This is a genomic window from Candidatus Filomicrobium marinum, assembly GCF_000981545.1.
Taxonomy (GTDB): domain Bacteria; phylum Pseudomonadota; class Alphaproteobacteria; order Rhizobiales; family Hyphomicrobiaceae; genus Filomicrobium; species Filomicrobium insigne.
The window spans coordinates 3,212,449-3,239,098 of record NZ_LN829119.1 but is presented as its reverse complement, the minus strand read 5'-3'; the positions used below and the strand labels follow the sequence as shown (position 1 = coordinate 3,239,098).

The following is a 26,650-nucleotide window of genomic DNA, read 5'->3' as shown; positions in this document are numbered from 1 at the left end:
CGCGAATGAAGCACTTTGCGCGAAAAAGGGGCGCCGCGTGGACCTACGGCGCCTCTGGTATGGGTCAGGCGGAATGTTGGATCAGGAAGCGATATACGCCGCCGCTTTCTTCGTGTTCCAACAAGGTGTTTCCGGTTGTTTTGCAGAACGCTTGGAAGTCGGCGACAGATCCGGGATCGGTGGCCAGGACCTCAAGGGTGCCGCCGCGGGGAACGTCCTTGATGATTTTTTTGGTTTTCAAGATTGGCAGCGGACAATTCAAACCCTTTGTATCCAGTGTCATATCGGCCATGGTCGTCGCAGTCTCCGGACAGATTTTTGTTTTTATCGGCGCCTAATTCTCAGCCGCTCACGAGAATAGCAGAGGTAGAAGGCGCGCGACGATATCAAAACGTGCAAATTGGCGATAGGTTTGGCGGCCTGACGCCCGAATCGCACGGTGTAAGTGGGTATATCGCGGCAATTAGGCATTGCCGGATTGGTTGTCATCAGGCATCAGCGGGTGTCACCATTATACGGTTTGCGTCGGGTTTGGCTTACCTAGGGGCTGTCGGCTTTTTTTCGGCATGGGAACGCGAGGGGAATCATGAACGTGTCTGAACCCAAACCCAGGACGTTCCGGTTTTCATTCGGTCTGGAAAAACTTGGGCTGATTGCGCTTCGCGCCCCTCTTCTCTCGGCTTTGTTGATCGTCGTTCTTTCGGGCTTGGCGGCGCTTGGCGTTTCGCGGCTCAAGGTGGACGATTCGCTTTCGGAGCTCTTTCGCACCGATACACCAGAGTTTCATCAGTACGAAACTATCGATCGGTTGTTCCCATCAAGTGAATATGACGTTTTGATTGTTGCTTCGGGGCCTGATCTTCTGAGCCGCGAGGTTTTGACGGCGTTTCGCGAAACGACGATTGATCTGCAACTAGCAGATGGCGTCAACGGTCTCGTTTCCATGATGTCGGCGCGTGATAAACCGGACGAGACCGGCTATGCGCCCCCGATTGTTCCAGACGATCTCCCGGAGGATGACGCTGGCCTGTCGGCCATGGCTGAGCGGCTCAAGACAAATGACATTGTGAAAGGGAAATTCCTGTCAGATGACGGGAAGCTGGCTTTGATCGTTATTTCTCTGGATCGCGCTGCGGTTGCCAGAGACGGTTCCAAGGCTGTCATCGAGGGACTGAGAAAGACCGCAGAGGATGGCTTCGCGGGGACAGGCGTCACCATCAAGCTGACCGGGGCGCCAGTCATGCAGCTTGAGATCCGCAATGCGGTGGAGCAAGACCGTCTTGTCTATAACGGGTTGGGCTTCCTCGCAGGACTCGTTGTTGCATTCATTTTCTTCAAGCGTCTATCCTTGACGATCATTGCGGTAGCGGGGCCTGGGATTGCCATTCTCTGGACGTTGGGCGTCCTGGGTGCGCTCGACTTTCGGCTCAATCTCTTCATCAACGTTATTACGCCCTTGATTCTGGTGCAGGGTTTTTCAGATTCCATGCACTTGGTTCTTGCGGTTCGTCGCGGCATCATGGCTGGCGTGGACCGGGTCGCTGCAGCGCGCGCGGCTGTTATAGACGTGGCGCCTGCGTGTCTTCTGACGGCTATGAACGCGGGGATTGCGATCCTGTCGTTATCGCTGGCTGAATCCGCTCTCATTCGAACATTCGGTGTCGCGGCTTTGTTGGCTGTCGGGATTTCTTATCTTGCGGTGGCCGTGGTCGTGCCGACGCTTGCTGCAATTTTCGTAAAGCGCGAAACCCACGTGCTTGCCGATCCTGATGAAGAAAGCGGTGGCGTCGGACTGCTGCAGCGGGTGACCGACCGCGTGATGGGGACGGCAGCCCGAAATCCGGCGTTGTTCACTACGCTTGGCGTCGTTGCTGTGGTGCTGACCGGCACCGCCTACGCCCAGCTTGAACCGAAGTATCGGCTCGCCGATCAAGTGCCGGATCAGGAGCAGGCCTTGGCGGGTTCAGCGCAATTGGATCAGAAACTAACGGGCGCCAACCCGATCCATGTCATGATCCTTTTGCCTGACGATAAAGACGCGTCAGGCGCCCCTAAAAATACTCTTTTCGATGAAGAAACGCTGGATACGATCCGGACGGCTCATGACGTTCTCGAAAAGCGCGCTGGGCTCGGCAACGTTTGGTCGCTCGACAGTTTGAGGCGCTGGCTGGCAGAAGCCGGGGAAGACAATGTCGAGACCGTTCAACGCTACGTATCAATTTTGCCGGAACATCTAGTGCGACGGTTCATTTCAGGCGATGAGCGGGCTGTCTTGGTGACGGCTCGCATGCCGGACCTTGATGCCAGTGAAATCCTGCCTGTTGTCGAGCAGATTGACGCTGCGTTGGCGCCGGTGCGCGCGGCGCATCCCGGCTATGAAATCAACGTTACGGGCCTGCCGGCCATCGCGGCGCGCAACTCGGCGACGTTGATCACAGAGCTCAATTGGGGCCTCGTCGGCGATATTTTCGTGATCTTTATCTTCCTAGGGTTGGCATTACGATCGGTTCTGGTGGGTGTTGCAAGTATTCTGCCATCCCTGTTCCCGATCTTTGCGACAGGTGCTCTTCTCTGGGCTTCTGGTGAAGGGCTGCAGTTTGCGTCGATCATCGCGATTACCGTGGCATTTTCGTTAGCTATCGACTCTACAATTCACTTCCTGAACAGGTTCCGGCTGGAGGAAGACCGTCTCGGTGGCGGCTCGGGCATGCACTTCGAGGCGTTAAGGCGCACCGCCCATCACATTGGTCCCGCGGTCGTTTTAACGACGATCGTTCTGGCGATGGGGCTTGGCGTTACGGTGCTTTCGGACCTGCCGTCGCTGAGGCTCTTTGGGCAGCTTTCGGCAGTGTGTCTGTTTGCTTCTCTGATCGCGCAACTTGTTATCCTGCCGGCGACAATTTCCCTTTATCGCGGATGGATACCGCGCAATCCGTAACCCTAACGATTTGCGACGGGGCGGGGGCCGACAGGGAGGCTTGCGCTCTTGTTGCTCAGATGCTTATGGACTGGGGTTCAGACGTGGCGTTCGGCGGGGCCGACAATGAGAACACGCGAATTCTTGTGTGCGACCGGTACTTTGCGGTTTGGAGGAGACCCCTTATGGCTCGTATTTTGACGTTTGTTCGGTCTTTCGGTGTGCTTGTGGCTTTGGTGGGGTTCGGCGCCTCCGTCACGTTGGCCGATGATAAGCCAGAGTTCAGTGAACAAGGCTTTCTCAGCGCGGCGTATGATAACTGCGCCACCGTCGAAAATCGTAATCCCAAGTCTTGCGAATGCGAGCAGAAGCTTATGAGCGATCCGGATCGGATGAGCCTCGAAGACAAGCAAATGGCATTTTACTATTGGCGCGATAAGGAACGCTATATCAAAGAGTTCGAGGCAAAGCGCACGGCGGATCCTAAGTGGCAGGAGGCGTTTGCGCTGCGGATGGCGCAGGTTCAGGCGCTTATAATCGCTGCCTGCGGGGTTTGAGGGAAAAATACTCGGTTTCTACTATTGGGGCTTCTCTAAGGTCGGTCGTTGCCTGTAACATGACTGACATGAAGTGAGAGTGGAGACGTTGGGGATGGGACCGTTCTGTATCTTCCCAATTTCCGTCTCTAGTAAACCCTAATCGTGCCGAGGCCGCGTGACCGACGCATCCTCACCTAAGAGCACCAAATCAGCCACCCGCCACCATCGTGGCTGGAGGGAATGGCTTCGTAATGTATTCCTTGGGCCTCTCGCGTTTCTGATCGTTATCAACGATACGATTTATCGGCGTATTTTAGGCGCTCGCTTTAGCCGGGAACGACCTGAAGTCATCGGACTTAAGGCTCGTCCTCGTTCGATGCTTCGCCGCAATGCCGTGAGTGTGGTCCCGTCGTCGGGCGGTACGGAGAGGCAGGCTCATCGGGTTGGCGGACGGCTTGTTCTCGTTGGTACTAAAGATGTGCGCCGGCGTGCGCCTGCTACGCGCATTATACGGGCGACATCCATTGAGGTTTCACCGGAAGCGCACGACGCGTTGATTAGTAACCTCAGGCGGTGTCTCAGCCCTGCCGCCGTTGGTGCTGTGCTCGAGGAGATCAGCGAAAGGGGCTTATGCGGGTATCAGCAGTTTGTGGCCATTCTTGATCGGCTGGTTGATCTTGAGGCCACCGAAGAGGAAGTGAAGGGCACACTAGCCTGTGCAGGACTGATGGGTACTTGCGAAGTCGATATGATCCGCCGCGTCATCAAGCTGAAATTCGATCCCATCAGCGGGCACATGGATTGGCACCACCGCGCTGTGCGAAGCATTGGCTTCAGCCGAAAGGGCCGGGCGTTGTTGCCTGCAGCCCGACGCGACATGTCGCGGTTAAGAGCCGTGGTTCATCTCGACGCGATGGACCGCATGGTCGGCTGGGATCTGCCGCCAGAGGATACTCTTCTCGGGAACGGATAAGGGCGGCCAAAGACATCGGCGGTTGTTCGCCAGCACGAGATGCTGCAGCCATTGTTCCGTTGGGTTATCGCCACATTGCGCCAAACGGCTACGGCGTTTCAATTTCGGTCTTGATTTGGCCGGCGACAGTGGCGGCTTCGTCAAATTTGTTAGAGTCGCAGTGCCCCTCCATGGTGGTCAAGAGCTCTTCAAGCTTATCGAGCTTGGCATCAGGGAGGTTCTTTTCCTCGGCCGATTGAGCCAGGTCAAAGGCCTGTTTCAGACAATCGTCAACGTTAGCGGCCACATCCTGTGCGAAAGCGGGACTGGAGACGAGGAGGCCTGCAGCGACGGCGAGGACGATACGTTTGATCATGTCTTAGGTTTCCTCTTTTGAGAGCCGTTACGGCCGAGCGTATCTTGCGGTTGAATATGGCTCTTCAAGGACAAGTGCAATGGTGCTTTGGAGTGTGGCTTGAGGCCTACACATTGTGTCAGTCGGAGCCCAACAATTCCTGTAGAGCCTGTTCCAGCTGACCGTAGTGGTGGATCAGGATATCAGCTCCCAGATCTTCCGGAGGCACTTCAGTATAACCAAAAGAAACGGCGATGACTTTAATTCCGGCGGCGCGGGCGGTGGCCACATCGGTTGGGCTGTCACCAACCATTATCGCGCGCGTGAGCTCTCCGCCTGCAAGTTTAACGGCGCCGAACAGGTGATCGGGGTGGGGTTTGCAGACTGGAAAAGTATCGCGTCCAGCCAATGCATCAAAGCTGTCGAGCCAAGCCAGTTCGGTAAGGAGTTGTCGCGATAATGTTTCGCGTTTGTTGGTACAAATGGCCAATCGGCTGCCCGCGATGCGGAGACGGCCTATAACGTCGCGGGCTCCTTCGAAAGGACGGCTGGTTGCGGCGATGTTTTCGCTGTAGTGGCTCAAGAAGCTGGCAAGGAGTTGATCGACGTCTTCGTCGGTTTTTTCCATACCAGACTGCCGCAGGCCTTCGATAATCATCCGCCGCGCGCCAAAGCTGATCCAGGGTCGCAGATCTGCTGGCGTGACTGCGGGAATGCCGCACAGTTCAAGAACGTGGTTGGCAGCGTGGATGAGATCGGGTGCCGTGTCGACCAGAGTGCCATCGAGATCAAAGACGACCGTCGCATCGCGCATGCTGGCGTTCCTTAGGTTTGGTTGGTTGTGATGGGGTGGTGAAATTGCGACTACCAGTCGGGTGTAGGTTGAATGACGACTATTGCGCGCTTACACAAAACCTACAGGCGGGTCCAGGCGCTAGGGCCGATTTTAAATAGTGCGCGCATAAATCAGCGGGCCAGAAAGGCTAGGTTATGGATAAAAAGGTCATGACGCTTCTTAAGACGCAAGCTCTCATCGATGGGGCTTGGGTTGGCACTCCTGCGATGCCTGTTACCGACAAAGCGACCGGTGAAGAGATTGCGCGCGTCCCCGATCTCGGCGTGGCTGAAGCGAAAGCAGCGATTGAGGCTGCTCACAACGCATTTCCGGCCTGGTCGAAGCTTCTTGCCAAGGAGCGCACCGCCATCCTACGCCGTTGGTACGAGCTGATCATCGAACATGCGGATGAGCTGGCGCTTCTTCTTTCCAAAGAGCAAGGAAAGCCACTGAGTGAGGCGCGCGGTGAGATAATGTACGGTGCGGGCTTTGTCGAATTCTTCGCCGAGCAGGCCAAGCGCGTTTACGGCGAGACGCTGCCGACCTTCAAGGCAGGGGCGCGTACGGTTATTTTGAAACAGCCAGTCGGTGTCGTTACGGCGATCACGCCGTGGAATTTTCCCAATGCGATGATTACACGGAAAGTCAGTCCCGCGCTCGCGGTGGGATGCACTGCTGTTGTGAAGCCTGCGGAGGATACGCCTCTCTCTGCGCTCGCTCTTGCAGAACTTGCCGTTCGTGCTGGTGTTCCCAAAGGCGTTTTGAATGTCATCACCACTGCGGATGCGGCGACGGTCGGCAAAGAACTGTCGACGAATCCGCTGGTACGTGTCGTCACATTCACGGGCTCGACGGAAGTGGGCCGCATTCTCATGGGGCAAGCGGCTAGTACGATCAAAAAAGTGTCGCTGGAGCTGGGCGGGAATGCGCCGTTCATCGTGTTCGACGATGCGGATATCGATCAGGCCGTTGCAGGTGCGTTGGCTTCGAAGTTCCGGAATGCGGGTCAAACGTGCGTCTGCGCCAATCGGATCTATGTACAGGACAAGGTCTATGATGCTTTTGCGGAGAAGCTGTCAGCAGGGGCGGCGAAGCTCAAGGTTGGGGCAGGTACGGAATCTGGCGTTGAGATTGGCCCACTGATCAACGAAGCAGGCATTGCCAAGGTGGAAGATCATGTCGCCGATGCTGTGAACAAGGGCGCACGTGTTCTCATCGGCGGAAGCCGGCATGACCGTGGCGGCACGTTTTTCCAGCCTACGGTTCTAGCGAATGTCGATTCCAGCATGAAGGTGACGCGGGAAGAAACATTCGGTCCTGTTGCTCCTCTGTTCAGGTTCACTGACGAAGCCGACGTTGTCGCACAAGCCAACGATACGCAGTTTGGGCTTGCGGCTTACTTCTATGCGCGCGATATCGGTCGCGTTTGGCGTGTCGCTGAGGCTCTCGAATACGGAATGGTTGGTGTCAACGAAGGTGTGATGTCGACCGAACTGGCCCCCTTCGGTGGTGTTAAGCAATCGGGCCTGGGGCGTGAAGGCTCTCATCACGGTATCGAGGAATTTCTTGATACGAAGTATGTGCTGATGGGTGGTCTTTAGTCCTCGCCATAATTTTCGGGCGCGCAGCCCTCGAGTGGTTGCGCGCATTATCGAACTCTTCTGGCCGAATTAGCTGAGCGGCCGCAAGCCAAGGATAGTCAGAATGTCGGATGAGCTGAAGCGTCAAGCGGCGGCGAAAGCTGTCGAATTCGTTGAGGCGGGGATGCGGGTTGGTCTCGGGACGGGATCGACAGCCGCGCATTTTGTGGATCTTTTGGCGGCGCGTGTGCGCGAAGGCCTTTCCGACATCGTTGGAGTCCCAACGTCTGAGGCGACACGGGCGCAGGCGGAGAAGCTCGGCATTAAGCTCGCGACACTCGATGAATTCCCAGTGCTTGATTTGACCGTCGATGGGGCCGATGAAATCGACGCTGAATTGCGCATGATCAAGGGCGGTGGCGGCGCGCTATTGCGCGAGAAGATCGTCGCTACGGCTTCGGAGCAGGTCGTGATCATTGCGGACAAGAGCAAGCTTGTCAAAACCCTGGGTGCATTTCCTCTGCCGTTAGAGATTGTACCGTTTGGGCTCGGCGCGACGCGCAATCTCGTTGAGCTTCTCGCCGCGGACGCGGGATGCGAGGGGGAGATCTCTCTCAGAATGGGAGCCGACGGCAAGCCGTTCATGACGGACAGCGGCAACGTGATCCTCGATTGCGCCTTTGGCCGCATCGAAGATCCGGAAGGGCTTGATGACGCATTGAAGTTGGTGCCCGGCGTGGTTGAAACGGGGCTGTTTATCGGGATCGCGGATGTCGCAATCCTGTCTGCTGCCGAGGGGATCGAGGTTCTGGAAACAGATTACAGCGGCGAGATCTAAATTAAGCGTCGTTAGTGAGAAACTTCTGTCTCGGTTCTGAGTCTTTCTACTTCCGGTGAAGTTATGAGCAATTACGATTACGACCTGTTTGTCATCGGTGGCGGTTCGGGTGGCGTTCGCGCTGCGCGCATTGCAGCCGGATATGGCGCACGAGTGGGCCTAGCTGAGGAATATCGGCTTGGCGGCACGTGTGTGATCCGGGGCTGCGTGCCGAAGAAGCTTTTCGTCTACGCGTCGCGCTATGCCGATGAGTTTGAAGATGCCGCGGGTTACGGCTGGTCTGTTGGTTCGACTAAGTTTGATTGGCCGAGCCTTGTCGCCGCAAAGGACAAAGAGATCAGCCGCCTCGAGGGTCTGTATGGTGGTACTCTTGAAAGAGCGGGTGTCACCGTGTTCGGTGAACGGGCAGAGTTTGTCGATGCGCACACCTTGCGGCTTAAGACTTCCGGCCGGACGGTGACTGCGGACAAAGTGCTCATTGCGACGGGCGGCACGCCATTTGTCGACTCAAAGCTTGAAGGCCATGAATTGGGGATCACGTCGAATGAGGCGTTTCACCTAAAGCGCTTACCGGAGCGTATTGTCATTTATGGCGGTGGTTACATAGCCATCGAGTTCGCGGGCATCTTCGCCGGGCTCGGTGTCGACACGACGATCGTTTATCGCGGTGACAAAATATTACGTGGCTTTGACGATGATTTACGCGATGGGCTAACAACTGCTTACACCAAGCGCGGAATCAAGCTCGTCTTAGGGCGGGTGTTCACCAAGCTTGAAAAGGTCAACGGTCGGCTCGTTGGTCATCTTGACGACGGCTCCACCTTGGAAGCGGACGAGATCATGTTGGCGATCGGCCGCAATCCGAACGTTGTGGGGCTCGGGCTCGATGCCATTGGCGTTGAGCGCGGATGGAACGGAAGCATCGTTGTTGATGACGAGCAACGGACGAACGTTGAGAACATCTTCGCGGTTGGTGACGTCTGTGACCGGTTTAATCTTACGCCGGTCGCCATTGCTGAGGGGCATGCATTTGCGGATGCCCAGTTTGGGAACAACGCGCGGTTGGTTTCTTACGAGATGATCCCGACGGCGGTGTTCTCGACACCGGAGATTGGGACGGTGGGGCTTGGCGAGTGCGATGCCCGTGAACGGTGCGCCAAGCTCGACGTCTACAAATCCGAATTCCGGCCGATGAAGGCCACGTTATCCGGCCGCGATGAGAAAATGCTCATGAAGCTGCTGGTTGACGGGGAATCCGGGCGCGTTGTTGGGTGTCACGTCATCGGAGAGGGTGCCGCTGAAATCGTTCAGATGGCGGCCATTGCTTTGCGCATCGGCGTGACGAAAGCACAGTTCGATCAAACGATGGCGCTGCATCCGAGTGCTGCGGAAGAATTCGTGACCATGCGGCAAAAGTGGCAACCCGTAGCAGCCGCTGCCGAATGAGTCCCTCGGAGACATGTCTGTTAGGGACGTTACGGCTTGGCTGATTGCACGTGGCATCGCGCGCGGCTATGAGTGCCGTCAAATCCATTTTGTGAGGGATCATGCGACGGCTCGATGGCAAAATCATCGTGGTGACCGGTGCGGCTTCCGGCATTGGCCGGGGTATCGCGCATGTCTTTGCCGCTGAAGGTGGACATGTGCACGTCACAGACGTTGACGGCGACGGCGCGGAGCGGGTCGCTGGCGAAATCGCGTCCAATGGGGGACAGGCGACGCCTTTCACCGTTGATGTGTCGCGGGGACAGGATGTCCAGGCTCTTTTTCGCGCGGTCGAAAGTGCCCATGGCCGTGCGGACGTCATCGTTAACAACGCCGGTTTAAATGTCCGTGCCGATTTCCGGCATTTGGCGGACGCGGAGTGGGAGCGCATTCGCGAAGTCAATCTGGACGGTGTCGTCCGCATCGCGCGCGATGGCTTTGGGCTCTTGAAGGCAGCCGGGAGCGGCTCGCTGATCAATATTGCCTCGATCATGGGGCATCGCGGGATGCGGCAGCTCGCGGCTTATTCAGCCTCGAAGGGTGCCGTTGCGGCGCTGACGCGCGCACTCGCTGTCGAATACGCGCCGTTTGGGATCCGCGTAAACGCTTTGGCACCGGGCTTTATTGAGACGTCGCTGACGGAGCGTGTGCTTCGCAACCCCATGGTAAACAAGGCGCTTATCGACAGAACGCCCATGCGGCGGTTTGGGACCAGTGAAGAGGTCGCCAAGGCGGCGCTGTTCTTCGCCAGCGACGATTCCGCCTTCGTTACGGGGGCCGAATTGGCCGTTGATGGCGGAATGTCGGCCTCGCTTTGAGGCTTGGATCTACTTTATGGGAGGCTGGGTGAAGCAAATTCGCGCGTCAATGTGCCGAAACCATTGAAAAGCTCTGGCCTTGGGTAGTAGGTTCGCGCGTTCTTAAGCGGCTGGTTGCCTTATGTGCCCTCGCCGCCCAATCTCTCGCAAGTCTAATCGACGAACAACAACAACCGAAAGGGGCAACCCATGCGCGTGTTCTATGATCGCGACGCCGACCTCAATCTCATTAAATCCAAGAAGGTAGCGGTCATTGGCTACGGTTCGCAGGGCCGTGCGCATGCACTGAACCTGCGCGACTCTGGCGTCAAAGATATTGTTATTGCACTGCGCCTCAGTTCGTCGACGGTCAAAAAGGCGGAAGCCGACGGCTTCAAGGTGATGTCGGTGGAAGAAGCCGCTGGCTGGGCCGATATGATGATGATGGCGACGCCTGACGAATTGCAGGCCGACATCTATCGGGACAATATCGCCGACAACATTAGGGACGGTGCAGCGATCGCATTCGCGCATGGTCTCAACGTTCACTTCAATCTCATTGAGCCGAAGAATACGGTCGACGTCGTCATGATCGCGCCGAAGGGTCCGGGACACACGGTGCGTGGCGAATATGAGAAGGGCGGCGGTGTGCCCTGCCTCATTGCAATCCATCAGGATGCGTCCGGCAATGCGCATGAACTGGCGCTGTCCTATGCGTGCGGCGTCGGTGGTGGCCGATCCGGCGTAATCGAGACGACCTTCAAGGAAGAATGCGAAACCGACCTGTTCGGTGAGCAGGTCGTGCTTTGCGGTGGCCTCGTTGAGTTGATCCGCGCTGGTTTCGAGACGCTGGTTGAAGCCGGTTACGCTCCGGAAATGGCGTACTTCGAGTGCTTGCACGAAGTGAAGCTGATCGTCGACCTGATCTACGAAGGCGGCATTGCAAACATGAACTACTCCATCTCCAACACCGCGGAGTGGGGCGAGTATGTTTCTGGACCGCGCATCATCACACCTGAGACGAAGGAAGAGATGCGCCGCGTTCTGCGCGAAATCCAGACGGGTCAGTTTACGTCGCAGTGGATGCAGGAATGCAAGGCTGGCCAGGCCCGCTTCAAGGGCATTCGTCGTCTCAACGACGCGCATCAGATCGAGGAAGTCGGCGGCAAGCTGCGCGGCATGATGCCCTGGATCAAAGACAAGGCTTTGGTGGATAAGTCTCGCAACTGATGCCTTGGCGCTCTAGCGCCGAGACGCAAGCAGACGCAAACTGCGCGCGCGAAAGCTATCCTTGAAGGAGTGTGATTTCATGCGCGTGGTGTCTGCTGTTGTTGCTGCCGCCGTGTTTATGGCTCTTATGCCGACTTCGGCGGTAATGGGTGCTGAAGGCGAGGCTCGGTCGATGAAGTCGTGGCCAAGCCCGACGCGCTCTGCCGGCAAAGACGAAAAAGTCTGTAAATATAAGTTCCCGAACGGCGAAAAGACCGTTTGGGTCTGCGATAAGTCGGTTCCGTGCTGTGCTTGGGATGAAATTCAATACGTGAAGTGCGGCACGACCTTCACCGGATGCCTCTAACCATCCTGCGATATCTCTAGAGTCTTACATGGCGCGTTTTCCCTATATAGTGGGAAACGCGCCAGCGGACTTTGTTGGCTGCCTTCGCTGCTGTGATGTAACGGTCGTCTGCTTATGTGCTGATGAGAATTGGCACAAAGTCTGAGTGGGACGCATTCTGATTATTAGGGTGCTACCGGAAGACTCGCGCCACCGCGTCGGGGAGGGAGGTGTGTGGCGGTGCAGCAGCACGAGCCTTCCAGCAGCTACTCGTCCGCCCGTTGTCGCAGTCGCGACTTGGGCGGACGAGCATCCTAACAGGCGACGAAGAAGCGGGGACCTTCATCTCCTGTCATACGAGCGGTTCCCCGGTAAGGTCTCCACTCGAGCCCGGCGTGATCGGGCCTTGATGCGGCGCGCGCTCGCGCGCCGTCTATCTCGACAGCACAAACATCGGAAACTGCGGTCCGGCTCGGGCACAGGTGTGCCAAGGGGCCGAACGGCTATCTTGCAAATTCAGTGATGTTGGGTGTGATTGTCCCCAAAACCCCCTGAAAAGAATCCCGGAAGCGCAGCATTGCTTCAGGCCTTCTCTAGCGGCGCGTCAAGAACCCCCTGTCAGCGTCCGCTTGGTTAAGGATTTCAAGCTTCACCGGCGGCGGAAAATTGTTTCAATCGTGATAAAAAAGTGACGTGCAGTAAGATCTTTGAAATGTGCTGAAACAATGTTCACAAAAACACTTTTGCCGAATTTTTATACTCGAAATTGACGAATTCACTGGGCCAATTTTCGGGTGCGAGGGCCGACCGGTCAATGCGGTGTGCTGTGTTTTTGTGATTCTGATGTGAGTGTGTTGCCCATCGGCCAATTCAGGCATCAGAGGGCACGGCTTATCGTGTCTTGTATTCTTTTCGAGGGGCGCAGTTTGATTGGCAAAGTGCCGTTTGGCGCGACGCGTGAGGTTCTGCGCGTTCGCAATTGTTGCTTATGTCTTGAGAGGTGTTCGTGGGACTTTGCGACGAACAGAGAGGCGGAAATTTCCGCGCACTGGGGGCGCCGAAAAGCTGAAAATCCCGACTTCTTCAATGGCGGTATTCTCGTAATGCAATCGCCGCGCATCGAGAGCGGCACGTTTTTCGCTGAGCTCATCCAGACGGATTTCAAGTCTTATCTGTTCTGGCGCGAGAGCGGATTTCCCGAGGCGGGTGTCTTTGACGGTTTTGGCGCTGCGCTCATCAGGTCGGCTGATGGGGCTGTTCTGCTGGGCCGGCAAGGGGCGGGCAACATCAATTCTGGATTGGCTTATCTTCCTGGCGGGTTCATCGATCCGCGTGATGTTCGGGAGGATGGTTCTGTCAGTATTGATGAGAGCATAGCTCGCGAGCTGGTGGAGGAAACCGGTCTTAATGCCGAGGAACTTCGACGTCGCCCGGGGTATTATGTGACGGTCTTCGGCGCCAAGATTTCGATTGCGGTTGAATACTGTTCCGCGCTTCCAGCGGATGCGTTGCGGCACACGATGTTAAACAGGATCGCGACGCAGGACGATCCCGAGCTTGAGGATATTGTTGCGGTGAGCGAGAGGGATCTCATGTCGTCGAGCGCTATGGCAGACTATGTGCAGATGCTGCTACCGGCAGTCTTTTCCGCGCCAGGTGACTAATGCCGCTATAGGTCGGCCTATTCGTCGTATATGCCTTTAAAATCGCGACCGAATAAGGCAAAGTCCGCGCGATTTCCGGACCAGGGGCCGGAACTAAGCCAACGTTAGTAGCTACCCGGAGCCCTCGATACGGATGTCGCTGGAATTTCACACGATCGATGTTTTCACTGATAAGCGCTTCGGTGGAAATCCCTTAGGCGTTGTGCTTGGCGCGGATAGGCTCGATGCGCCGACGATGCACGCCATTGCGCGTGAAATCAATCTGTCGGAAACCGTCTTTGTAACGGCGGCTCAGAACCCAGCTCATACGGCACGTGTGCGCATCTTCACACCGGGGCAGGAGTTGCAATTCGCAGGGCATCCGACCATTGGCACGGCGATCTTGCTTGCGGATCTCAAGGAGCTCGCCGGTGCAAACGGCTGTGGCGATGCTATTGTGACTCTCGAATTGCCGATCGGGACAGTTCGCGTTGGCGTTCGGCATAAGGCGGGCGAAGCGACGTTCGCTGAATTTGAAGCTCCTAAGCTTCCGCAAGATGCGGGGGTGTTGCCGCCCCTCGAAAAGTTGGCGGCGGGGCTTGGTCTCATTCCCAGTGAGATCGGATTTGAAAATCATCGCCCCCGCTGCTTTGCGGCGGGAAACGCGTTTGCCTGCATTCCGGTCGCGTCGCTTGAGGCGATGGAAAAGGCTTACGTGAATACCTTGCATTGGTCCGCGGCGTTCGAAGAGCAGGGGCTTGCTGGTGCATACCTCTATACGCGCCAATGCGTGCATACTACGGCTGCGTTCCATACGCGTATGTTTGCCCCTGCGGCAGGTGTGCCAGAAGACCCAGCAACAGGATCCGCGGCGATCTGCCTAGCGGGGGTTATTACGGCGTTTGATGGTTTGCCTGACGGAACTCACAAACGCGTATTGGAGCAGGGCTTCGAAATGAACCGGCCCAGTCGGATCGTGATGAACCTCGTGGTGAAAGGCGGCAAGCTCAGCGTCGTCCGGATTGGGGGGCACGCTGTTCGTGTTATCTCTGGCCAGATTGAAGTTTGAATTGATCCCGCTTTGTCGGCCTTAGGCCTATGTCAAACGTAAAACCATTGCTCCGCAGGCGACGGCACTCACTGCGGCGACCCGGCCGAGGGTGATGCGTTCGCTGAGGGTTATCCCGGCGATGGCTGTTCCAAACAGGATTGAGGTTTCCCGTAGCGCGGCGATGATGGCGACGGGGGCAAGGGTCATGGCCCAGAGCACCAATCCATATGATGCGAGTGTCCCAAAGCCGCCAATGAGGCCCAGGTGCCAATGGCGCGCAACATAGCGGGTGAATTTTTTGCGTTTTGCCACAAGCGCCCAGAGTGCGAAGAGGAAGCCGGTGAGCAGAAACATCCACATGTTGTAGGCTAAGGGCGCGCCGGATAGGCGCGCGCCGATCCCATCCAACAGTGTGTAGCCCGCTATGACTAGGGCATTGAGCATCGCGAGCGCTATACCACGGGTATTTGTTCCTCGGCTTCCGAAGGCCAGACTTAAGATCCCCAGGCAGATCGTTGAAACGCCGATCCAGCCGGTGAGCGAGAGGTGTTCTCCGATCCAGTAGCCACTCGTCAGGGCAACAAGCAGCGGCGCGGTGCCTCTCATCAAGGGATAGGCCTGGCTCATGTCGGCGAAGTGGTAGGCCCAAGCGACCAGAGCGAAATAAGCGATATGTACAGCGACGGAGACGGCGATAAATGACCAGCTTTCCGGGGCGGGTTGGGTCACAAAAGGGAGCGCGAGAGCAGCTAAAAAGGCCGCCGAGCCGGTTACCATAGCCGTTGTTAGAAGTGTGTCCTCGGTGCCTTTAACGATGGCGTTCCAGGTGGCATGGAGTGCTGCTGCGAACAGGACGACTACAAAAACCGTTGCTGACATCACCCTGTTCCATTGGATTCCCGCGTACTATCTATCATGTGCTGACGGAAGAAATCTCGTTTACTATGAGACTTCCTCTTGCATTTTGTTAATTGCTTTGCCTTATTGCGGGGAGAGTTGGAATCCTTCCCGAAATCGGGACGCGGGAGCGCTGATCTCAATGCCGATGCATTGGACAATCGCTGAATGTGACCGTTCGCACGCCATTTTGGCGTGGCGGGATCCGCGGACGTGTGCGCTCGCTCTAGACCTGCTGCTTAGCAGCCCCTGAGCCTTAACGGGTCCCGGCCAATAGCTAATGTGGGATCAGTGCTCAGGGGTGATCGAATTGATCGAAGCCAGGCAACAATCTTGTGCAGGCTGACGCATAATGTCGGGCCGGCCAGAGACGAGAGACATGAAATCAGATGACCAACGATAGCCAATCAGCTCAAAGCGATGCCGATCGCGTCGTAATTTTTGATACAACTTTGCGTGACGGCGAACAGTGCCCCGGCGCTACGATGACCTTCGAAGAAAAGCTCGAGGTTGCCGAATTGCTCGACATCATGGGCGTCGACATCATCGAAGCTGGGTTTCCGATAGCTTCAGAAGGTGATTTCGAGGCTGTCGCCACGGTTGCAAACCGCGCCAAAAACGCAGTGATCGCTGGCTTGGCGCGCGCTATTCCGGCGGATATCGATCGCTGCGGGCAAGCGGTGAAGGGTGCGCGCCGCGGTCGTATCCATACTTTTGTTTCGACGTCCCCCATCCACTTGGCGCACCAGATGCGCAAGTCACAGGACGAAGTCCTCGAAATCATCACTGCGACCGTTACTCAGGCGCGCAACCTCGTCGAGGACGTTGAATGGTCGGCGATGGATGCGACCCGCACGCCGATCGAGTATTTGTGCCGATGTGTCGATGCTGCGATCGCTGCGGGTGCTACAACGATCAATCTGCCCGACACGGTCGGTTATGCGACGCCGCAGGAATATCGTGACATGTTCCTCGCGGTCCGCGAGCGCGTACCTAATTCCGATAAGGCTGTGTTTTCCGTGCACTGCCATAACGACTTGGGCTTGGCGGTCGCGAACTCTTTGGCTGGCGTGGCGGGCGGTGCGCGGCAAGTCGAATGCACGATCAACGGCATCGGTGAACGTGCGGGTAACGCGGCGCTTGAAGAGGTCGTTATGGCCATTCAGACGCGCGCCGACGTTCTCCCCTATCACACGAATATCGATACGACGTGGTTGTCGCGTGCGTCGCGGCTTGTGTCAGCGGTCACCAATTTCCCGGTGCAGTACAACAAGGCGATCGTTGGCCGTAATGCGTTTGCGCATGAAAGCGGTATCCATCAGGACGGCATGCTGAAGCATACGCAAACGTATGAGATCATGACGCCTGAATCGGTTGGGGTGTCCAAGACATCTCTTGTCATGGGCAAGCACTCCGGCCGCAACGCTTTCCGCTCGAAATTGAAGGAATTGGGATACGAACTGGGTGACAACCAGTTCGAGGATGCGTTCACCCGGTTCAAGGCGTTGGCCGACCGTAAGAAGCATGTGTACGACGAAGACATCGAAGCGTTGGTCGATGAAGAAATCGCGCACATGCACGATCGGACGAAGGTGGTGGCTTTGACTGTGATTGCGGGCACGATGGGCCCACAGACGGCGACTTTGACGCTGGACGTGGAAGGCGAGCATCGCACCGTTCAATCAATCGGCAATGGTCCTGTTGATGCAACTTTCAATGCCATTAAGGAGATCATGCCGCATCAGGGTTCGCTGCAGCTCTACCAGGTGCATGCGGTCACGCAGGGTACGGACGCTCAGGCGGAAGTATCTGTGCGATTGGAAGAAGATGGCCGCACCGTCACGGGACGTGGTGCGGACACCGATACATTGGTTGCGTCGGCCCGCGCCTATGTGGCGGCTGTGAACAAGCTGAAATTGACGCGAGAAAAAACGGCGCGTGCGCAAGCGCTCGGCTAAGCCGCAGCCTGTTCGTTAGGCTGCAATCAGTGTAAATTGCTGCATTGAGATTCGCGAGTAGTGGTTCGGGTTACGGCGCGTCGTATCCCGAACCGTTCGCTGTTCAGCTATGTGTCCTATTGGGTGCACTCTTGCTCGCATGTGCCGGCATTCGCGGTGATGTGCGTTTTTATAGATTTTAGATCAACGAGGCGGAACGCGTGGCGAGTGTCTTTTCCGATGACATCGCAATCGATCTCGGCACAGTGAACACGCTCGTGCACGTGATCGGGCGCGGCATCATCCTGGATGAACCCTCGGCGGTTGCGGTCAGCAATAGTGGTGGGCGGCGCGAGGTTTTGGCCGTCGGGCTCAAGGCCAAGGGCACGCCTGGGCGGGCGCCAGAGAATATTGAGGTAATCCGGCCGTTGCGCGATGGCGTCATCGCCGATTTCGTCGCGACTGAAGAAATGCTACGTCAGTTCATCAAGCGCACGAAGACGATGCTCGGGTTTCGCCGGCCGCGCATTCTCGTGTGCGTTCCTGCCGGTGCCACGCCTGTCGAACGGCGCGCCGTTTATGAATCAGCGTTGTCGGCAGGGTCGCGCAGAGTCTATCTCTTGGATGAGCCCGTGGCGGCCGCCATCGGTGCGGGGATGCCCGTTGATGAGCCTATCGGTTCGATGGTCATCGACATCGGCGGCGGGACGACAGACATCGGTGTACTTTCGCTTGGGGGCGTGTTGCAGGCGCGGTCTCTCAGATGTGCTGGTAATGCCATGGATGAGGCAATTATCCGCTACGTTCGCCGACAGCATCAGCTGCTGATCGGAGAGTTGAATGCCGAGCGGATCAAGATTGAAGCTGGGTCGGCCCTTGTGAGTGGCGACGGCCGTGATCTCGACATCCACATTCGCGGCCGCGATCTGAGGCAGGGGCGCGCGAAGAGCATCGTGTTGGGCCCGGCGGACATTGCGGAAGCGCTCGATGGACCTATAGAGCTGATTGCAGAGTTTATTCAGAGGTCCCTCGAGGACCTCCCCCCGGAAGTTTCAGCAGATATCTGTAGCCGTGGCATATGCCTTACAGGCGGTGGCTCGCTACTCGATGGGCTTGATCAAGAGCTTGAGGCGCGCGTGGGCGTTGAATTCTTCCGGCCCGATAACCCGATGCACTGCGTTATTCGTGGTGCTGCAAAGGTCATGGAGCACTTGGGTGACCGTAGCCATTTACTGCTAACACCCTAGTGTATTTATACTTGCCGAAGGGCTGCGGGTCGCCTATATCCAGCACTTCGCATGGACATTCAAAGCGTCTGGACAGCGATTTCTCTCGGTGCTAACAAGCGCCGACGGGGGCCTGAAGGCCCCGCTTTCATTTGGTGTGGACCGGTAGCTCAGTTGGTAGAGCATCCGACTCTTAATCGGATTGTCGGGAGTTCGAACCTCCCCCGGTCTACCAAGTCTCGTCTTCGCAGGCGCTTGATTTCAAACGTAAAATTTCAATTCGTTGCCATCCGCTAAGCACCATTGTACCCTTTCTTGGGTAACAAATTGGGGTACAACGGGGGGGCGGCATGAGGCGTTTAACGCCGACCAATCGGGGCGGTATTTGGTACTTGGTTCGCCGCGTGCCGAGGGCTTTCCAGCACGTCGATAAGAGGCGCTTCGTCAAGATCAGCACTGGCGTTTACGTCGCTGATGACCCACGCGGCGCGCACGCAGGTCGCATCCTTCCACAGATCAACGAGCAACTTGAGCAAGAGTGGCGTGATCTGGACGCCGGGCTGGAGCCCGACCACAATGGCCGCTATGAGCGCGCTCGTCGTCGCGCAAGGTCTTTCGGCTTCGAGTATAGGCCAGCCAACGATCTAGTCGCTGGCCCGTTGCATGAGGTGCGTCGCCGTCTTGATATGATCAGACTGTCGGGGCTCATGGATGACGAAAAGGTCGTCGAGGCGATCCTTGGCGGCGTCGAGCGTCCGCCGCTCATGTTGTCCGGTCTGCTCGATGCCTTCGAAGAAGAACAGAGTGCTTCGCTGACAGACTTGTCACCACGCCAGCGGCAGCGCTGGCGGACCCACAAGGAGCGACCCCTGCGGACGTTCATTGAGGTGGTGGGAGACAAGTCGGTCGGTGAGCTGACGCGCGCCGATGGTTTGGCGTTCCGTCGTCACCTTCAAGACAGGATCATTGCGGGCGAGCTGGAAATCTCAACCGCGAATAAGGAGATCGGAGGCATCACGCGCATGCTGCGCGTGATCGAGGACGCTCGCCAACTTGGCATCCCCTTGGCGGCTTACTCGAAGCTTCGAATAGAAGGCGGCAAGGAGAAGCAGAGGGCCGCGTTCGATCCTGTCTTCATTCAGAATGTGATCCTGGCGGAAGGTGCGTTCGACGGGATCAGCGAGGAAGCGCGCCGCGTCGTGTACGTCTGCGCCGACAGCGGCCTGCGGCCCGTGGAGGTGGTCAACCTCACGCCGGAGTGCATTCACCTGTCCGCGCCGGTTCCCTACGTACAAGTCAAGGCGATTGATCGCAGATTGAAGACGGACCAGTCCGAGCGTGACATTCCGTTGGTCGGTTGCGCCTTGGCGGCCATGCGGTTGCAGCCTAAAGGCTTCCCGACCTATCGCGATAAGAGCGATGGCCTGTCGGCGCACGTCAACGCGGTGATGAAGCGGCGCGGCATGCGCCCGACGAAGAACCATACTCTGTATTCGCTGCGCCATTCGTTTGAAGACAGGCTGACCGCGCTTGACCCGCCCGACAAGATTGTGGCGACGCTCATGGGCCACAAGTTCGCCCGTCCAAAGTACGGGGCGGGTCCAACGCTCAAACACCTTCAAGGCTGGCTTCAGCGGATCGCCTTCACGCCGCCTAAGAGCCCGTAGCGGCCCGCAAGCCGCCCCCGTGGGCTGCCTTTCTCCTACTTGATCTTGGCGCTCACCACCGCCGATACTAATGGCGGCTTAGACCGGGGGGCGCATGACATACGGAGATTGGACCGCGATATATGCTGCCATCGTTGCAACCGGAGCGCTGGTGTTGGAAGTGCGGCGCTGGTTCGAGAGCGGCCCAAAAGTTTTTGTGCGCGCCAGTATAGGCTTGGACCGAGATAAGCGGGAGGTGTTCGTCACTGTCACCAACCGGGGCGACACTGTAACGACTGTTACTCACTTCACAGTAAATCAGTATTCGGGCTTCTGGGATCGACTGCGGGATCGGTTCGACTTTGATCGTTCGTACCCTGTATTCCACCCAAGCGGGAAGCCGCTGCCGAACGTACTGGCACCTGGGACACATTGGACGGGATGGGCCGACGCAGTGCCAGTCTATGTGGGGGACCTTGAAACGGGTGCGGTGTGGGTCGCCATTCACACAACTGACCGTGACCGTCCCTATCTCGCCAGAATTCCCAAGCACAGGCGGTAGCCCGATCTTGAGAGCGTCATGAACCTGTGACCGGCGCGCCCACCGGGTTCAACGCCGCTTGGTGGCCCGCCCTGGCCACTTAGGGCGCATCTGTGGGTCCACCATCCGGCCGTCGAAGATGCGGCAAACGCCGGTTTCTCACCTATGGTCTTGATCCATGCGTCGGGCGCGACATACATCAATTCCGCATAGATGCAAGGCCATCGCCTTCTGATGGCCGAGTTTCCCACAGCCCAACCATTGTTTTTCAAAAAAGCGTGGCCAAAAGAACACGCCAATCAACGTTGCGTCAGCAATGTCCGCGCTTTCACACGCTTATCTCACTGTTTTTCTTAGGTATTTCCACTTGCCTGCTATTCTTTGTGATTTATCAAGTTCGAGAAACTCTAAAACTAGGTTGGCCTAATACCCCTTATCAATACAACTAGGTTGTATTCATTAATTCTTGGCAATTTCATTCCCGCCCCCGGGGGCTTGTGTTCGCTTTCCGTTTGCGCATCTACTTGAACAGACGCGAACAGTGGGGGTCGAGTACGCATGAAGCATGACGAAATAAATCTTATCGCTCCAGATCGGTTTTGCCGACGAAACGGCATCCGTCGAACGACTTTCTATCGACTGCTCGAAACAGGCGAGTTGAGCGCCATCAAACTTGGTCGTCGGACTTTCATTCGCAGTGACGAGGAAGCCCGTTGGCTTGCGTCGCTGCCGAACTATCAGCCGTTGGGCTGTCAATCCTAATCAGACACCGCCCTTTTGTTTATTGCGTTGGGCTCGACATAAAAAAACGCCGGGGCGTGACCCCCGGCGACACCTAGAAACTCGTTCGTTTAACATGCTGGAGGCATCATATGACCACGCTTATTTCACGCCCTAAGATGATCGCGCTCGATCTCTGCAAGGCCCTCGTCCATGAGTGCGGCCACAAGGTCATCGCCAAATGGGCGGGGGTAGAACAATTCTTTATTGAGAATTGGCTCTACGATGACGCAGACCCAGAAAAGGAAAGTCTAGTTGGGGGTCGGAGCCACTACTATCCGCCTCTGAATGGCCGAAACAATCAGCTTCTTGGGATTGCCGGATATGTCGCGGAGATGCTCGCCAGCGATGACATGGCCGATATAGACGATGAGGATTTGATCGACTACTGGGACAGCGATGCGAAAGCCCTGTCGGCGACTGACCTTGAGGCGGCCGGGGAGGTGGACGGGGCCCTGTTTGATGATTGCGGCAAGCTGCTTCGCAAGTACTGGCCGGACCTGATCGCCGCCGCTGTTCACCACCTAAACCAGTTCCAGGAGCTGCACGCCCATGACGACGATGCCGTTGAGGCCGCGTCTTCTGTCCGGGCTGAATTGGAGGGGATGCGGGACCGTTTCCAAATGGCTGCCGTCGCCTAATCTCTGAGAAGAGAAACGCCGCCGGATCGAGGGACCCGGCGGCGTTGAGAATTGATCAAAGGAAGAATGATCCATTATGTTCAAACTAATTGCGCCATTCCAAGGGCGGAATTACGTTTCTGCGTATCGAAACAACAAACAAATCGGGGTTCTAATCTGCGGCCCAAAAGGAAAGTGGCTGGCATTCGCCGCAACCGCCATCGGGCTCCAACAAATCGGCTCCTTTCATAAATCAATGCACGCAGCGGTCGCGGTGCTTTTGAGGGCTTGCCGATGCTAATTCGTTTCCTATCGGATAAGCCGTTGCCGCCGCCAGTCTCTCTGGTGCACGGCTATCTCCAAAAGGGCAGCTTGATTGTCCTGTCGGGTCAAGCTGGCAAGGGAAAGACCGCGCTCGCGACGAACCTCGTTATGGCTGGCATTGACGGCGGCACTTGGCTTGACATGCCGGTTAAGGGCGGCCCGACGCTGTGGATCGCCTACGAGGCAGCCCACAGCACCGAGCGCCGCATTCGAGCATTGGCCGCTGGGTCGGCGTCTACGCCGCCCGTAGCGGTCGCATCGCAGCTTCCATTACTAACTGCGGATGAAGCACCCAAGGCAATTGACGCCGCTCTCAAGGCGGCGTCTGAGTGCTTTGGCGCGCCCGTCGAACTGGTCGTGGTGGATGCTTTGACGAGCGCGATGCGCGGCTCCGATGAGAACGCTAGCGCCTCCATGACGAAGGCGCTTGGCGTCCTGCTCAAGCAAATCGAAGCGCACGGCGTGTCTGTCCTCCTACTGACCCACACAGGCAAGAGCGGCGGCCTGGAGACGCGCGGTCACTCGGCTGTCATAGGCGATGCCACGTCAGCGTTCGCAATCGACTGCAAGCGAGGCGTGACCAGTCTCGTCTGCACCAAGCAACGCGACATGGAGCTGTCTCCGCCAATCCCATTCAGGATCGCCGCCAACGGCTCGGAGCTGCGCGTCGAGCGCGATCATTCCGAGCCAGTGGAGAGTAGCCAGCCGGAAGGCCAGCCGCTGCCCAAGGGCGCGGCTCGGATGCTGGAGGAAATTAAAAGGCTCGGCGGCAGGACGACGCTCAATGCGCTCCGTGAGGCTTGCAAGCAAGCCTTCAAGTCGAAGACTGAAGGTGCCTTTCGGTCGGCATTCAGTGGCGCAAGAAAGGAGCTGGAAGGCCGCGCTCTAATCGTCATTCAGGGTGACGTTGTTGCGCTGGCAGAAGCGTCAGTTTCGTTAGAACCGTCAGAACCGTCAGAACCGTCAGAACCGTTAGAAGTGTTAGAAACGTCAGAAAATCTAACGCGATCTGACATCAGCGAGCGTCAGAAAAAAGCGTTAGAAAAAAACCCCTATAAGGGGTTTTCTAACGTTTCTGACACGCAGCCATCGCCGGGAACATCAGAACTAGCTGACGCTGACGCGTCGCCAATGGATATGGCGGTGCCAGCGAAGGCGAGGCTGCATTGATGGGAGCTGAGGCAAGGGCGCGCGCAACGGCAACCGTAGCGCGTGCGGCTAGCGAGGGGGCAAGGGCGGCACAGAGCCAGCGGCTCGCGCCTCATGGCGGCCCCTTACCCAATCCTCCGGCAGTCCCGAACGTCAACGAGAGAGCGCTCGACTATGGCTCGTGCAGCGGCCCCAAGGCCGCGCAAGCACGGGCAGCTACCCCCCCGTGGGCATGGGTCCTTCCCAAGCCCCTGGCCACCATGCGGCGCGCCGCCCCGCAGTTTTTGTGGGTGTTCCCGCTGCCGATTTTTCCGTTTTGTTTTGACCCGGAGCGCTGCCTTGGTGGCATGCAGTAGGCTGTCATCGGTCGATGGGGGCGCAGACGGAGTGCTGCTCGCTGCCATGCGTACGCGGCGCTAGCCCGACAGAAGACGTCTGCGTGGCTCCGCCCAACATGGGCGGCTGCTCAGTCGCCGTAGCTCTTGGCAAGACGCTCGATGATGCGGCAGTCGGCGACCCGGCCACCGGAGCATCGATCAATCATGCCTTGCAGTTCCGCCTGAAGGGCTCGGAGCTGTGCTAACCGTCGTTTGACCTGCGCAAGCTGTGTCCGTGCGATCCGGTCCACTTCGTCACAAGGCTGATCTGGCTGATCGGACAGGCTAAGGAGCTCCCGGATTGACCCGAGCGGAAACCCAAGTTCTCTGGCATGGCGGATGAACAGCAGCCGCTCCAGATCCTGCTTGCCGTAAAGCCGCTGGTTTCCTTCAGACCGCCTAGGGCGTGGCAGCAGGCCAATCTGCTCATAGTAGCGGACCGTCTGCACCTTGCAGCCGGCCGCCTCGGCAATGTGGCCAATGGCGAAGCTGGACATCGCAATCTCCTCTTGAACCTACAGTTACTGTAGGCCCTACATACGGCTCACCCGATCCGAAAGCGAGATTCTCTGGGAGGGCCCATGGCCGCCGGCTGCTGCAATCAAACACCCAAGTTCGACGGCATGTCGCTCGGCTTCCGCCGGGCGCTATGGGCGGTCATTGCGATCAACGCGGCCATGTTCATGGTGGAGATGATCGCGGGCGCTCTTGCCGGCTCCCAGGCCTTGCAGGCCGACGCCTTGGACTTCTTAGGCGACACGCTCACCTACGGGATCAGTCTTTTCGTCCTCGGCATGTCGCTCCGGGTCCGCGCGACGGCGGCGCTTGTGAAAGGCGTCAGCCTCGGCGCCATGGGGCTTTGGGTCTTCGGATCGACGGCCCACCAGGTGCTTATCCTAGGGCTACCCAGTGCTGGCGTGATGGGAGCAGTGGGCTTTTTGGCGCTGTCCGCAAACCTGCTCAGCGTGCTCGTCCTCATGCGCTACAAGGACGGCGACGCCAACGTCCGGTCGGTCTGGCTGTGCAGCCGCAATGACGCCATCGGCAACCTGGCCGTGATGGGAGCAGCGGCCGGCGTCTATGTAACCGGGACCGCGTGGCCGGATCTCGTGGTCGCGGCACTTATGGCCGGACTGTTTCTCTGGTCGTCCCTCCTGATCATTACGCAGGCTCTTGAAGAACGGCGCCATGCGCCGTTTGCCGTGGCGGCTGAATAAGCAGGAGAGCGAAAACTATGAATATGCCGCAAGCGATACGCTACCGCGTCACTGGTATGGATTGTCCTTCCTGCGCCGCCAAGATCGAGAAGGCGGTTCGCTCAGTGGGCGTGGGCGATGTGAAGGTTTCGACCGCGACGCAGATCATGACGTTGCACCTTGCTAACGCAGGTGTGCGACTGCCCGACGTGGAGCGCGCCGTTTCAGGTATCGGCTACCAGCTCGATCGTCTGGGCCGATCCGAAGACACTACCGGAGAAGCGGATTTCGACGATCTGCCGCAAGACCTGAGCCATATCACTCCAGCGTATAAGAGGGCGCTCTGGACCGTCGTTCTTCTGAATGTCGGTTATGGTGTGATCGAGATGACCGGCGGCCTCATCTCGGGTTCGCAGGCATTGAAAGCTGATGCCCTGGATTTCCTTGGCGATGGCCTGATCACATTCTTGGGGCTCCTTGCTATCGGCTGGAGCCTCCGCTGGCGCGCGCGATCTGCCCTTATTCAGGGCCTGTTTCTCGGAGCGCTGGGCTTAGGCGTCCTCGGCACGACAGCCTACCGCGCGTTGGTGCAGCAGGCGCCAGATGCTGAACTCATGGGTATCCTCGGGCTCGTTGCGTTGGCCGTGAACGTGGCGGCAGCCTTGGTGCTGATCCCGCATCGGAAGGGCGACGCCAATGTGCGGGCGGTCTGGCTGTTCAGCCGCAACGATGCCATAGGCAATGCGGCCGTGGTCGCCGCTGCTGGGCTCGTGGCTTGGACGGGCTCGGCATGGCCCGACCTTCTAGTTGCGATGGTGATCGCCGGTCTTTTCCTGCAATCCTCATGGTCGATCGTACGGGATGCGAGAGCCGATCTGGGGGAGGCCAAATGAGGGCACCGGTAGTAGGGGCGCTGTGCGTAGTGGCTGCGTTTGCGCTCGATCAGGCGACCAAGGCTGTGGCGCTGGGCGCTTCGGCTTTGGCGACCGGCGTTGAGGTCTTGCCCGTTCTGAACTTAGTTCTTGTCCACAACCATGGTGTGAGCTTCGGAATGCTCGCGGGGATTACGCCATGGTGGGCTCTCTCCTGTCTAAGTCTCACCATCGTCGGTGCCTTGTCCATTTGGCTCTGGCGAGCACACGACGGCCTGCTCGGCGCCGCTTTAGGACTGGTAATCGGCGGAGCCCTCGGCAACGTACTTGATCGACTGCGGCACGGCGCAGTGATCGATTTTCTGGACGTTCACCTTGGCGCCTATCACTGGCCAGCCTTCAATCTGGCTGATGTCGCGGTTGTCTGCGGAGTTGGACTTCTGCTCCTCCAACATTGGCGAGAGACGTCAGAGCAGGTTGCCGCGCGACGCTCGGGCGGTTCACCAGACCGTAGATAGCCGCGTGACAGTCAGTCGTG

General features: G+C 57.7%; 25 protein-coding genes and 1 tRNA gene. 21 read left to right on the top strand and 5 right to left on the bottom strand.

Annotation, left to right across the window (positions count from 1 at the left end):
- Positions 1–64: 64 nt before the first annotated feature.
- Entirely contained in the window at positions 65–292 is a 228-nt protein-coding gene (locus tag YBN1229_RS15165; RefSeq protein WP_046478450.1) for a sulfurtransferase TusA family protein, read from the bottom strand.
- 294 nt (positions 293–586) lie between these two features.
- Between YBN1229_RS15165 and YBN1229_RS15160 the strand changes: the two genes are divergently transcribed.
- The 3 genes from YBN1229_RS15160 to YBN1229_RS15150 all read left to right on the top strand — a co-directional run bounded on the left by YBN1229_RS15160 (position 587) and on the right by YBN1229_RS15150 (position 4,429).
- Entirely contained in the window at positions 587–2,938 is a 2,352-nt protein-coding gene (locus YBN1229_RS15160; RefSeq protein WP_046478451.1) for an efflux RND transporter permease subunit, read from the top strand.
- A gap of 164 nt (positions 2,939–3,102) precedes the next feature.
- Complete coding sequence (locus YBN1229_RS15155; RefSeq protein ID WP_046478452.1) at positions 3,103–3,474, top strand: hypothetical protein; 372 nt, start codon at positions 3,103–3,105, stop codon at positions 3,472–3,474.
- 157 nt (positions 3,475–3,631) lie between these two features.
- Positions 3,632–4,429 carry a hypothetical protein gene (locus YBN1229_RS15150; protein WP_152024998.1) on the top strand — a complete coding sequence of 266 codons (798 nt, stop codon included), beginning with the start codon at positions 3,632–3,634 and terminating at the stop codon, positions 4,427–4,429.
- A gap of 88 nt (positions 4,430–4,517) precedes the next feature.
- On the opposite strand, the gene YBN1229_RS15145 is transcribed toward YBN1229_RS15150, so the two are convergent.
- A complete protein-coding gene (locus tag YBN1229_RS15145) occupies positions 4,518–4,784 on the bottom strand; it encodes a hypothetical protein (protein ID WP_046478454.1) in 267 nt (88 codons plus the stop codon).
- Between the two features lie 118 nt (positions 4,785–4,902).
- The gene (locus YBN1229_RS15140; protein ID WP_046478455.1) at positions 4,903–5,577 is read right to left on the bottom strand and encodes an HAD-IA family hydrolase; all 675 of its coding nucleotides are present in this window, start codon (positions 5,575–5,577) and stop codon (positions 4,903–4,905) included.
- A 191-nt stretch (positions 5,578–5,768) separates the two neighbouring features.
- Here YBN1229_RS15140 and YBN1229_RS15135 point away from each other — a divergent pair, with 191 nt between their 5' ends.
- The 8 genes from YBN1229_RS15135 (at position 5,769) to YBN1229_RS15100 (ending at position 14,565) form a co-directional block, all read left to right on the top strand.
- Positions 5,769–7,199, top strand: a complete 1,431-nt coding sequence (locus tag YBN1229_RS15135; RefSeq protein WP_280136713.1) for an NAD-dependent succinate-semialdehyde dehydrogenase — start codon at positions 5,769–5,771, stop codon at positions 7,197–7,199.
- Positions 7,200–7,302: 103 nt separating this feature from the next.
- Positions 7,303–8,016, top strand: a complete 714-nt coding sequence (gene rpiA, locus YBN1229_RS15130) for a ribose-5-phosphate isomerase RpiA (RefSeq protein ID WP_046478457.1) — start codon at positions 7,303–7,305, stop codon at positions 8,014–8,016.
- Positions 8,017–8,079: 63 nt separating this feature from the next.
- Complete coding sequence (gor, locus tag YBN1229_RS15125; RefSeq protein WP_046478458.1) at positions 8,080–9,462, top strand: glutathione-disulfide reductase; 1,383 nt, start codon at positions 8,080–8,082, stop codon at positions 9,460–9,462.
- A gap of 101 nt (positions 9,463–9,563) precedes the next feature.
- A complete protein-coding gene (locus YBN1229_RS15120) occupies positions 9,564–10,319 on the top strand; it encodes an SDR family NAD(P)-dependent oxidoreductase (RefSeq protein WP_046478459.1) in 756 nt (251 codons plus the stop codon).
- 189 nt (positions 10,320–10,508) lie between these two features.
- Positions 10,509–11,528: a ketol-acid reductoisomerase gene (ilvC, locus tag YBN1229_RS15115; RefSeq protein WP_046478460.1), complete on the top strand. Its 1,020-nt coding sequence runs from the start codon at positions 10,509–10,511 to the stop codon at positions 11,526–11,528.
- A 79-nt stretch (positions 11,529–11,607) separates the two neighbouring features.
- Positions 11,608–11,874: a hypothetical protein gene (locus YBN1229_RS15110; protein WP_046478461.1), complete on the top strand. Its 267-nt coding sequence runs from the start codon at positions 11,608–11,610 to the stop codon at positions 11,872–11,874.
- 875 nt (positions 11,875–12,749) lie between these two features.
- Positions 12,750–13,517 (top strand): NUDIX hydrolase, encoded by a 768-nt coding sequence (locus tag YBN1229_RS15105; RefSeq protein ID WP_152024999.1) that lies wholly within the window; start codon positions 12,750–12,752, stop codon positions 13,515–13,517.
- Between the two features lie 133 nt (positions 13,518–13,650).
- Positions 13,651–14,565 (top strand): PhzF family phenazine biosynthesis protein, encoded by a 915-nt coding sequence (locus YBN1229_RS15100; RefSeq protein WP_046478462.1) that lies wholly within the window; start codon positions 13,651–13,653, stop codon positions 14,563–14,565.
- 27 nt (positions 14,566–14,592) lie between these two features.
- Here YBN1229_RS15100 and YBN1229_RS15095 read toward each other — a convergent pair whose 3' ends face one another.
- A complete protein-coding gene (locus YBN1229_RS15095; protein WP_046478463.1) occupies positions 14,593–15,426 on the bottom strand; it encodes an EamA family transporter in 834 nt (277 codons plus the stop codon).
- A gap of 407 nt (positions 15,427–15,833) precedes the next feature.
- Between YBN1229_RS15095 and YBN1229_RS15090 the strand changes: the two genes are divergently transcribed.
- The 7 genes from YBN1229_RS15090 (at position 15,834) to YBN1229_RS15050 (ending at position 23,688) form a co-directional block, all read left to right on the top strand.
- Entirely contained in the window at positions 15,834–17,402 is a 1,569-nt protein-coding gene (locus YBN1229_RS15090) for a 2-isopropylmalate synthase (RefSeq protein ID WP_046478464.1), read from the top strand.
- A 200-nt stretch (positions 17,403–17,602) separates the two neighbouring features.
- Positions 17,603–18,628, top strand: a complete 1,026-nt coding sequence (locus tag YBN1229_RS15085; protein WP_046478465.1) for a rod shape-determining protein — start codon at positions 17,603–17,605, stop codon at positions 18,626–18,628.
- 138 nt (positions 18,629–18,766) lie between these two features.
- A tRNA-Lys gene (locus tag YBN1229_RS15080) sits at positions 18,767–18,842 on the top strand.
- 115 nt (positions 18,843–18,957) lie between these two features.
- Complete coding sequence (locus YBN1229_RS15075) at positions 18,958–20,274, top strand: hypothetical protein (RefSeq protein WP_046478466.1); 1,317 nt, start codon at positions 18,958–18,960, stop codon at positions 20,272–20,274.
- A gap of 94 nt (positions 20,275–20,368) precedes the next feature.
- Positions 20,369–20,815, top strand: coding sequence for a hypothetical protein (locus YBN1229_RS15070; RefSeq protein ID WP_046478467.1), 447 nt, complete (start codon positions 20,369–20,371; stop codon positions 20,813–20,815).
- A gap of 851 nt (positions 20,816–21,666) precedes the next feature.
- On the top strand, positions 21,667–22,215 hold the full coding sequence (locus YBN1229_RS15060; RefSeq protein WP_046478469.1) for a hypothetical protein: 549 nt from the start codon (positions 21,667–21,669) through the stop codon (positions 22,213–22,215).
- Between the two features lie 273 nt (positions 22,216–22,488).
- Positions 22,489–23,688, top strand: coding sequence for an AAA family ATPase (locus YBN1229_RS15050; RefSeq protein WP_046478471.1), 1,200 nt, complete (start codon positions 22,489–22,491; stop codon positions 23,686–23,688).
- Positions 23,689–24,133: 445 nt separating this feature from the next.
- Here YBN1229_RS15050 and YBN1229_RS15040 read toward each other — a convergent pair whose 3' ends face one another.
- Complete coding sequence (locus YBN1229_RS15040; protein ID WP_046478473.1) at positions 24,134–24,541, bottom strand: MerR family transcriptional regulator; 408 nt, start codon at positions 24,539–24,541, stop codon at positions 24,134–24,136.
- A gap of 84 nt (positions 24,542–24,625) precedes the next feature.
- Here YBN1229_RS15040 and YBN1229_RS15035 point away from each other — a divergent pair, with 84 nt between their 5' ends.
- Genes YBN1229_RS15035 through lspA form a run of 3 tightly spaced genes read left to right on the top strand, consistent with a single transcriptional unit; the run spans position 24,626 to position 26,630 of the window.
- On the top strand, positions 24,626–25,261 hold the full coding sequence (locus tag YBN1229_RS15035; protein WP_046478474.1) for a cation transporter: 636 nt from the start codon (positions 24,626–24,628) through the stop codon (positions 25,259–25,261).
- 17 nt (positions 25,262–25,278) lie between these two features.
- Entirely contained in the window at positions 25,279–26,133 is an 855-nt protein-coding gene (locus YBN1229_RS15030) for a cation transporter (RefSeq protein WP_046478475.1), read from the top strand.
- Positions 26,130–26,630 carry a signal peptidase II gene (gene lspA / locus YBN1229_RS15025; RefSeq protein ID WP_046478476.1) on the top strand — a complete coding sequence of 167 codons (501 nt, stop codon included), beginning with the start codon at positions 26,130–26,132 and terminating at the stop codon, positions 26,628–26,630. The genes YBN1229_RS15030 and lspA overlap by 4 nt, the downstream gene beginning before the upstream one ends.
- Positions 26,631–26,650 lie beyond the last annotated feature (20 nt).

Bases quoted from the DNA above. Each gene is read 5' to 3' on its own strand.
- YBN1229_RS15040 (WP_046478473.1), bottom strand. From the start codon at position 24,541: ATGTCCAGCTTCGCCATTGGCCACATTGCCGAGGCGGCCGGCTGCAAG.
- YBN1229_RS15160 (WP_046478451.1), top strand. From the start codon at position 587: ATGAACGTGTCTGAACCCAAACCCAGGACGTTCCGGTTTTCATTCGGT.
- lspA (WP_046478476.1), top strand. From the start codon at position 26,130: ATGAGGGCACCGGTAGTAGGGGCGCTGTGCGTAGTGGCTGCGTTTGCG.
- YBN1229_RS15035 (WP_046478474.1), top strand. From the start codon at position 24,626: ATGGCCGCCGGCTGCTGCAATCAAACACCCAAGTTCGACGGCATGTCG.
- YBN1229_RS15100 (WP_046478462.1), top strand. From the start codon at position 13,651: ATGTCGCTGGAATTTCACACGATCGATGTTTTCACTGATAAGCGCTTC.
- YBN1229_RS15120 (WP_046478459.1), top strand. From the start codon at position 9,564: ATGCGACGGCTCGATGGCAAAATCATCGTGGTGACCGGTGCGGCTTCC.
- YBN1229_RS15155 (WP_046478452.1), top strand. From the start codon at position 3,103: ATGGCTCGTATTTTGACGTTTGTTCGGTCTTTCGGTGTGCTTGTGGCT.
- rpiA (WP_046478457.1), top strand. From the start codon at position 7,303: ATGTCGGATGAGCTGAAGCGTCAAGCGGCGGCGAAAGCTGTCGAATTC.
- YBN1229_RS15070 (WP_046478467.1), top strand. From the start codon at position 20,369: ATGACATACGGAGATTGGACCGCGATATATGCTGCCATCGTTGCAACC.
- gor (WP_046478458.1), top strand. From the start codon at position 8,080: ATGAGCAATTACGATTACGACCTGTTTGTCATCGGTGGCGGTTCGGGT.
- YBN1229_RS15110 (WP_046478461.1), top strand. From the start codon at position 11,608: ATGCGCGTGGTGTCTGCTGTTGTTGCTGCCGCCGTGTTTATGGCTCTT.
- YBN1229_RS15060 (WP_046478469.1), top strand. From the start codon at position 21,667: ATGACCACGCTTATTTCACGCCCTAAGATGATCGCGCTCGATCTCTGC.
- ilvC (WP_046478460.1), top strand. From the start codon at position 10,509: ATGCGCGTGTTCTATGATCGCGACGCCGACCTCAATCTCATTAAATCC.
- YBN1229_RS15050 (WP_046478471.1), top strand. From the start codon at position 22,489: ATGCTAATTCGTTTCCTATCGGATAAGCCGTTGCCGCCGCCAGTCTCT.
- YBN1229_RS15090 (WP_046478464.1), top strand. From the start codon at position 15,834: ATGACCAACGATAGCCAATCAGCTCAAAGCGATGCCGATCGCGTCGTA.
- YBN1229_RS15095 (WP_046478463.1), bottom strand. From the start codon at position 15,426: ATGTCAGCAACGGTTTTTGTAGTCGTCCTGTTCGCAGCAGCACTCCAT.
- YBN1229_RS15165 (WP_046478450.1), bottom strand. From the start codon at position 292: ATGGCCGATATGACACTGGATACAAAGGGTTTGAATTGTCCGCTGCCA.
- YBN1229_RS15140 (WP_046478455.1), bottom strand. From the start codon at position 5,577: ATGCGCGATGCGACGGTCGTCTTTGATCTCGATGGCACTCTGGTCGAC.
- YBN1229_RS15075 (WP_046478466.1), top strand. From the start codon at position 18,958: ATGAGGCGTTTAACGCCGACCAATCGGGGCGGTATTTGGTACTTGGTT.
- YBN1229_RS15145 (WP_046478454.1), bottom strand. From the start codon at position 4,784: ATGATCAAACGTATCGTCCTCGCCGTCGCTGCAGGCCTCCTCGTCTCC.
- YBN1229_RS15135 (WP_280136713.1), top strand. From the start codon at position 5,769: ATGACGCTTCTTAAGACGCAAGCTCTCATCGATGGGGCTTGGGTTGGC.
- YBN1229_RS15030 (WP_046478475.1), top strand. From the start codon at position 25,279: ATGAATATGCCGCAAGCGATACGCTACCGCGTCACTGGTATGGATTGT.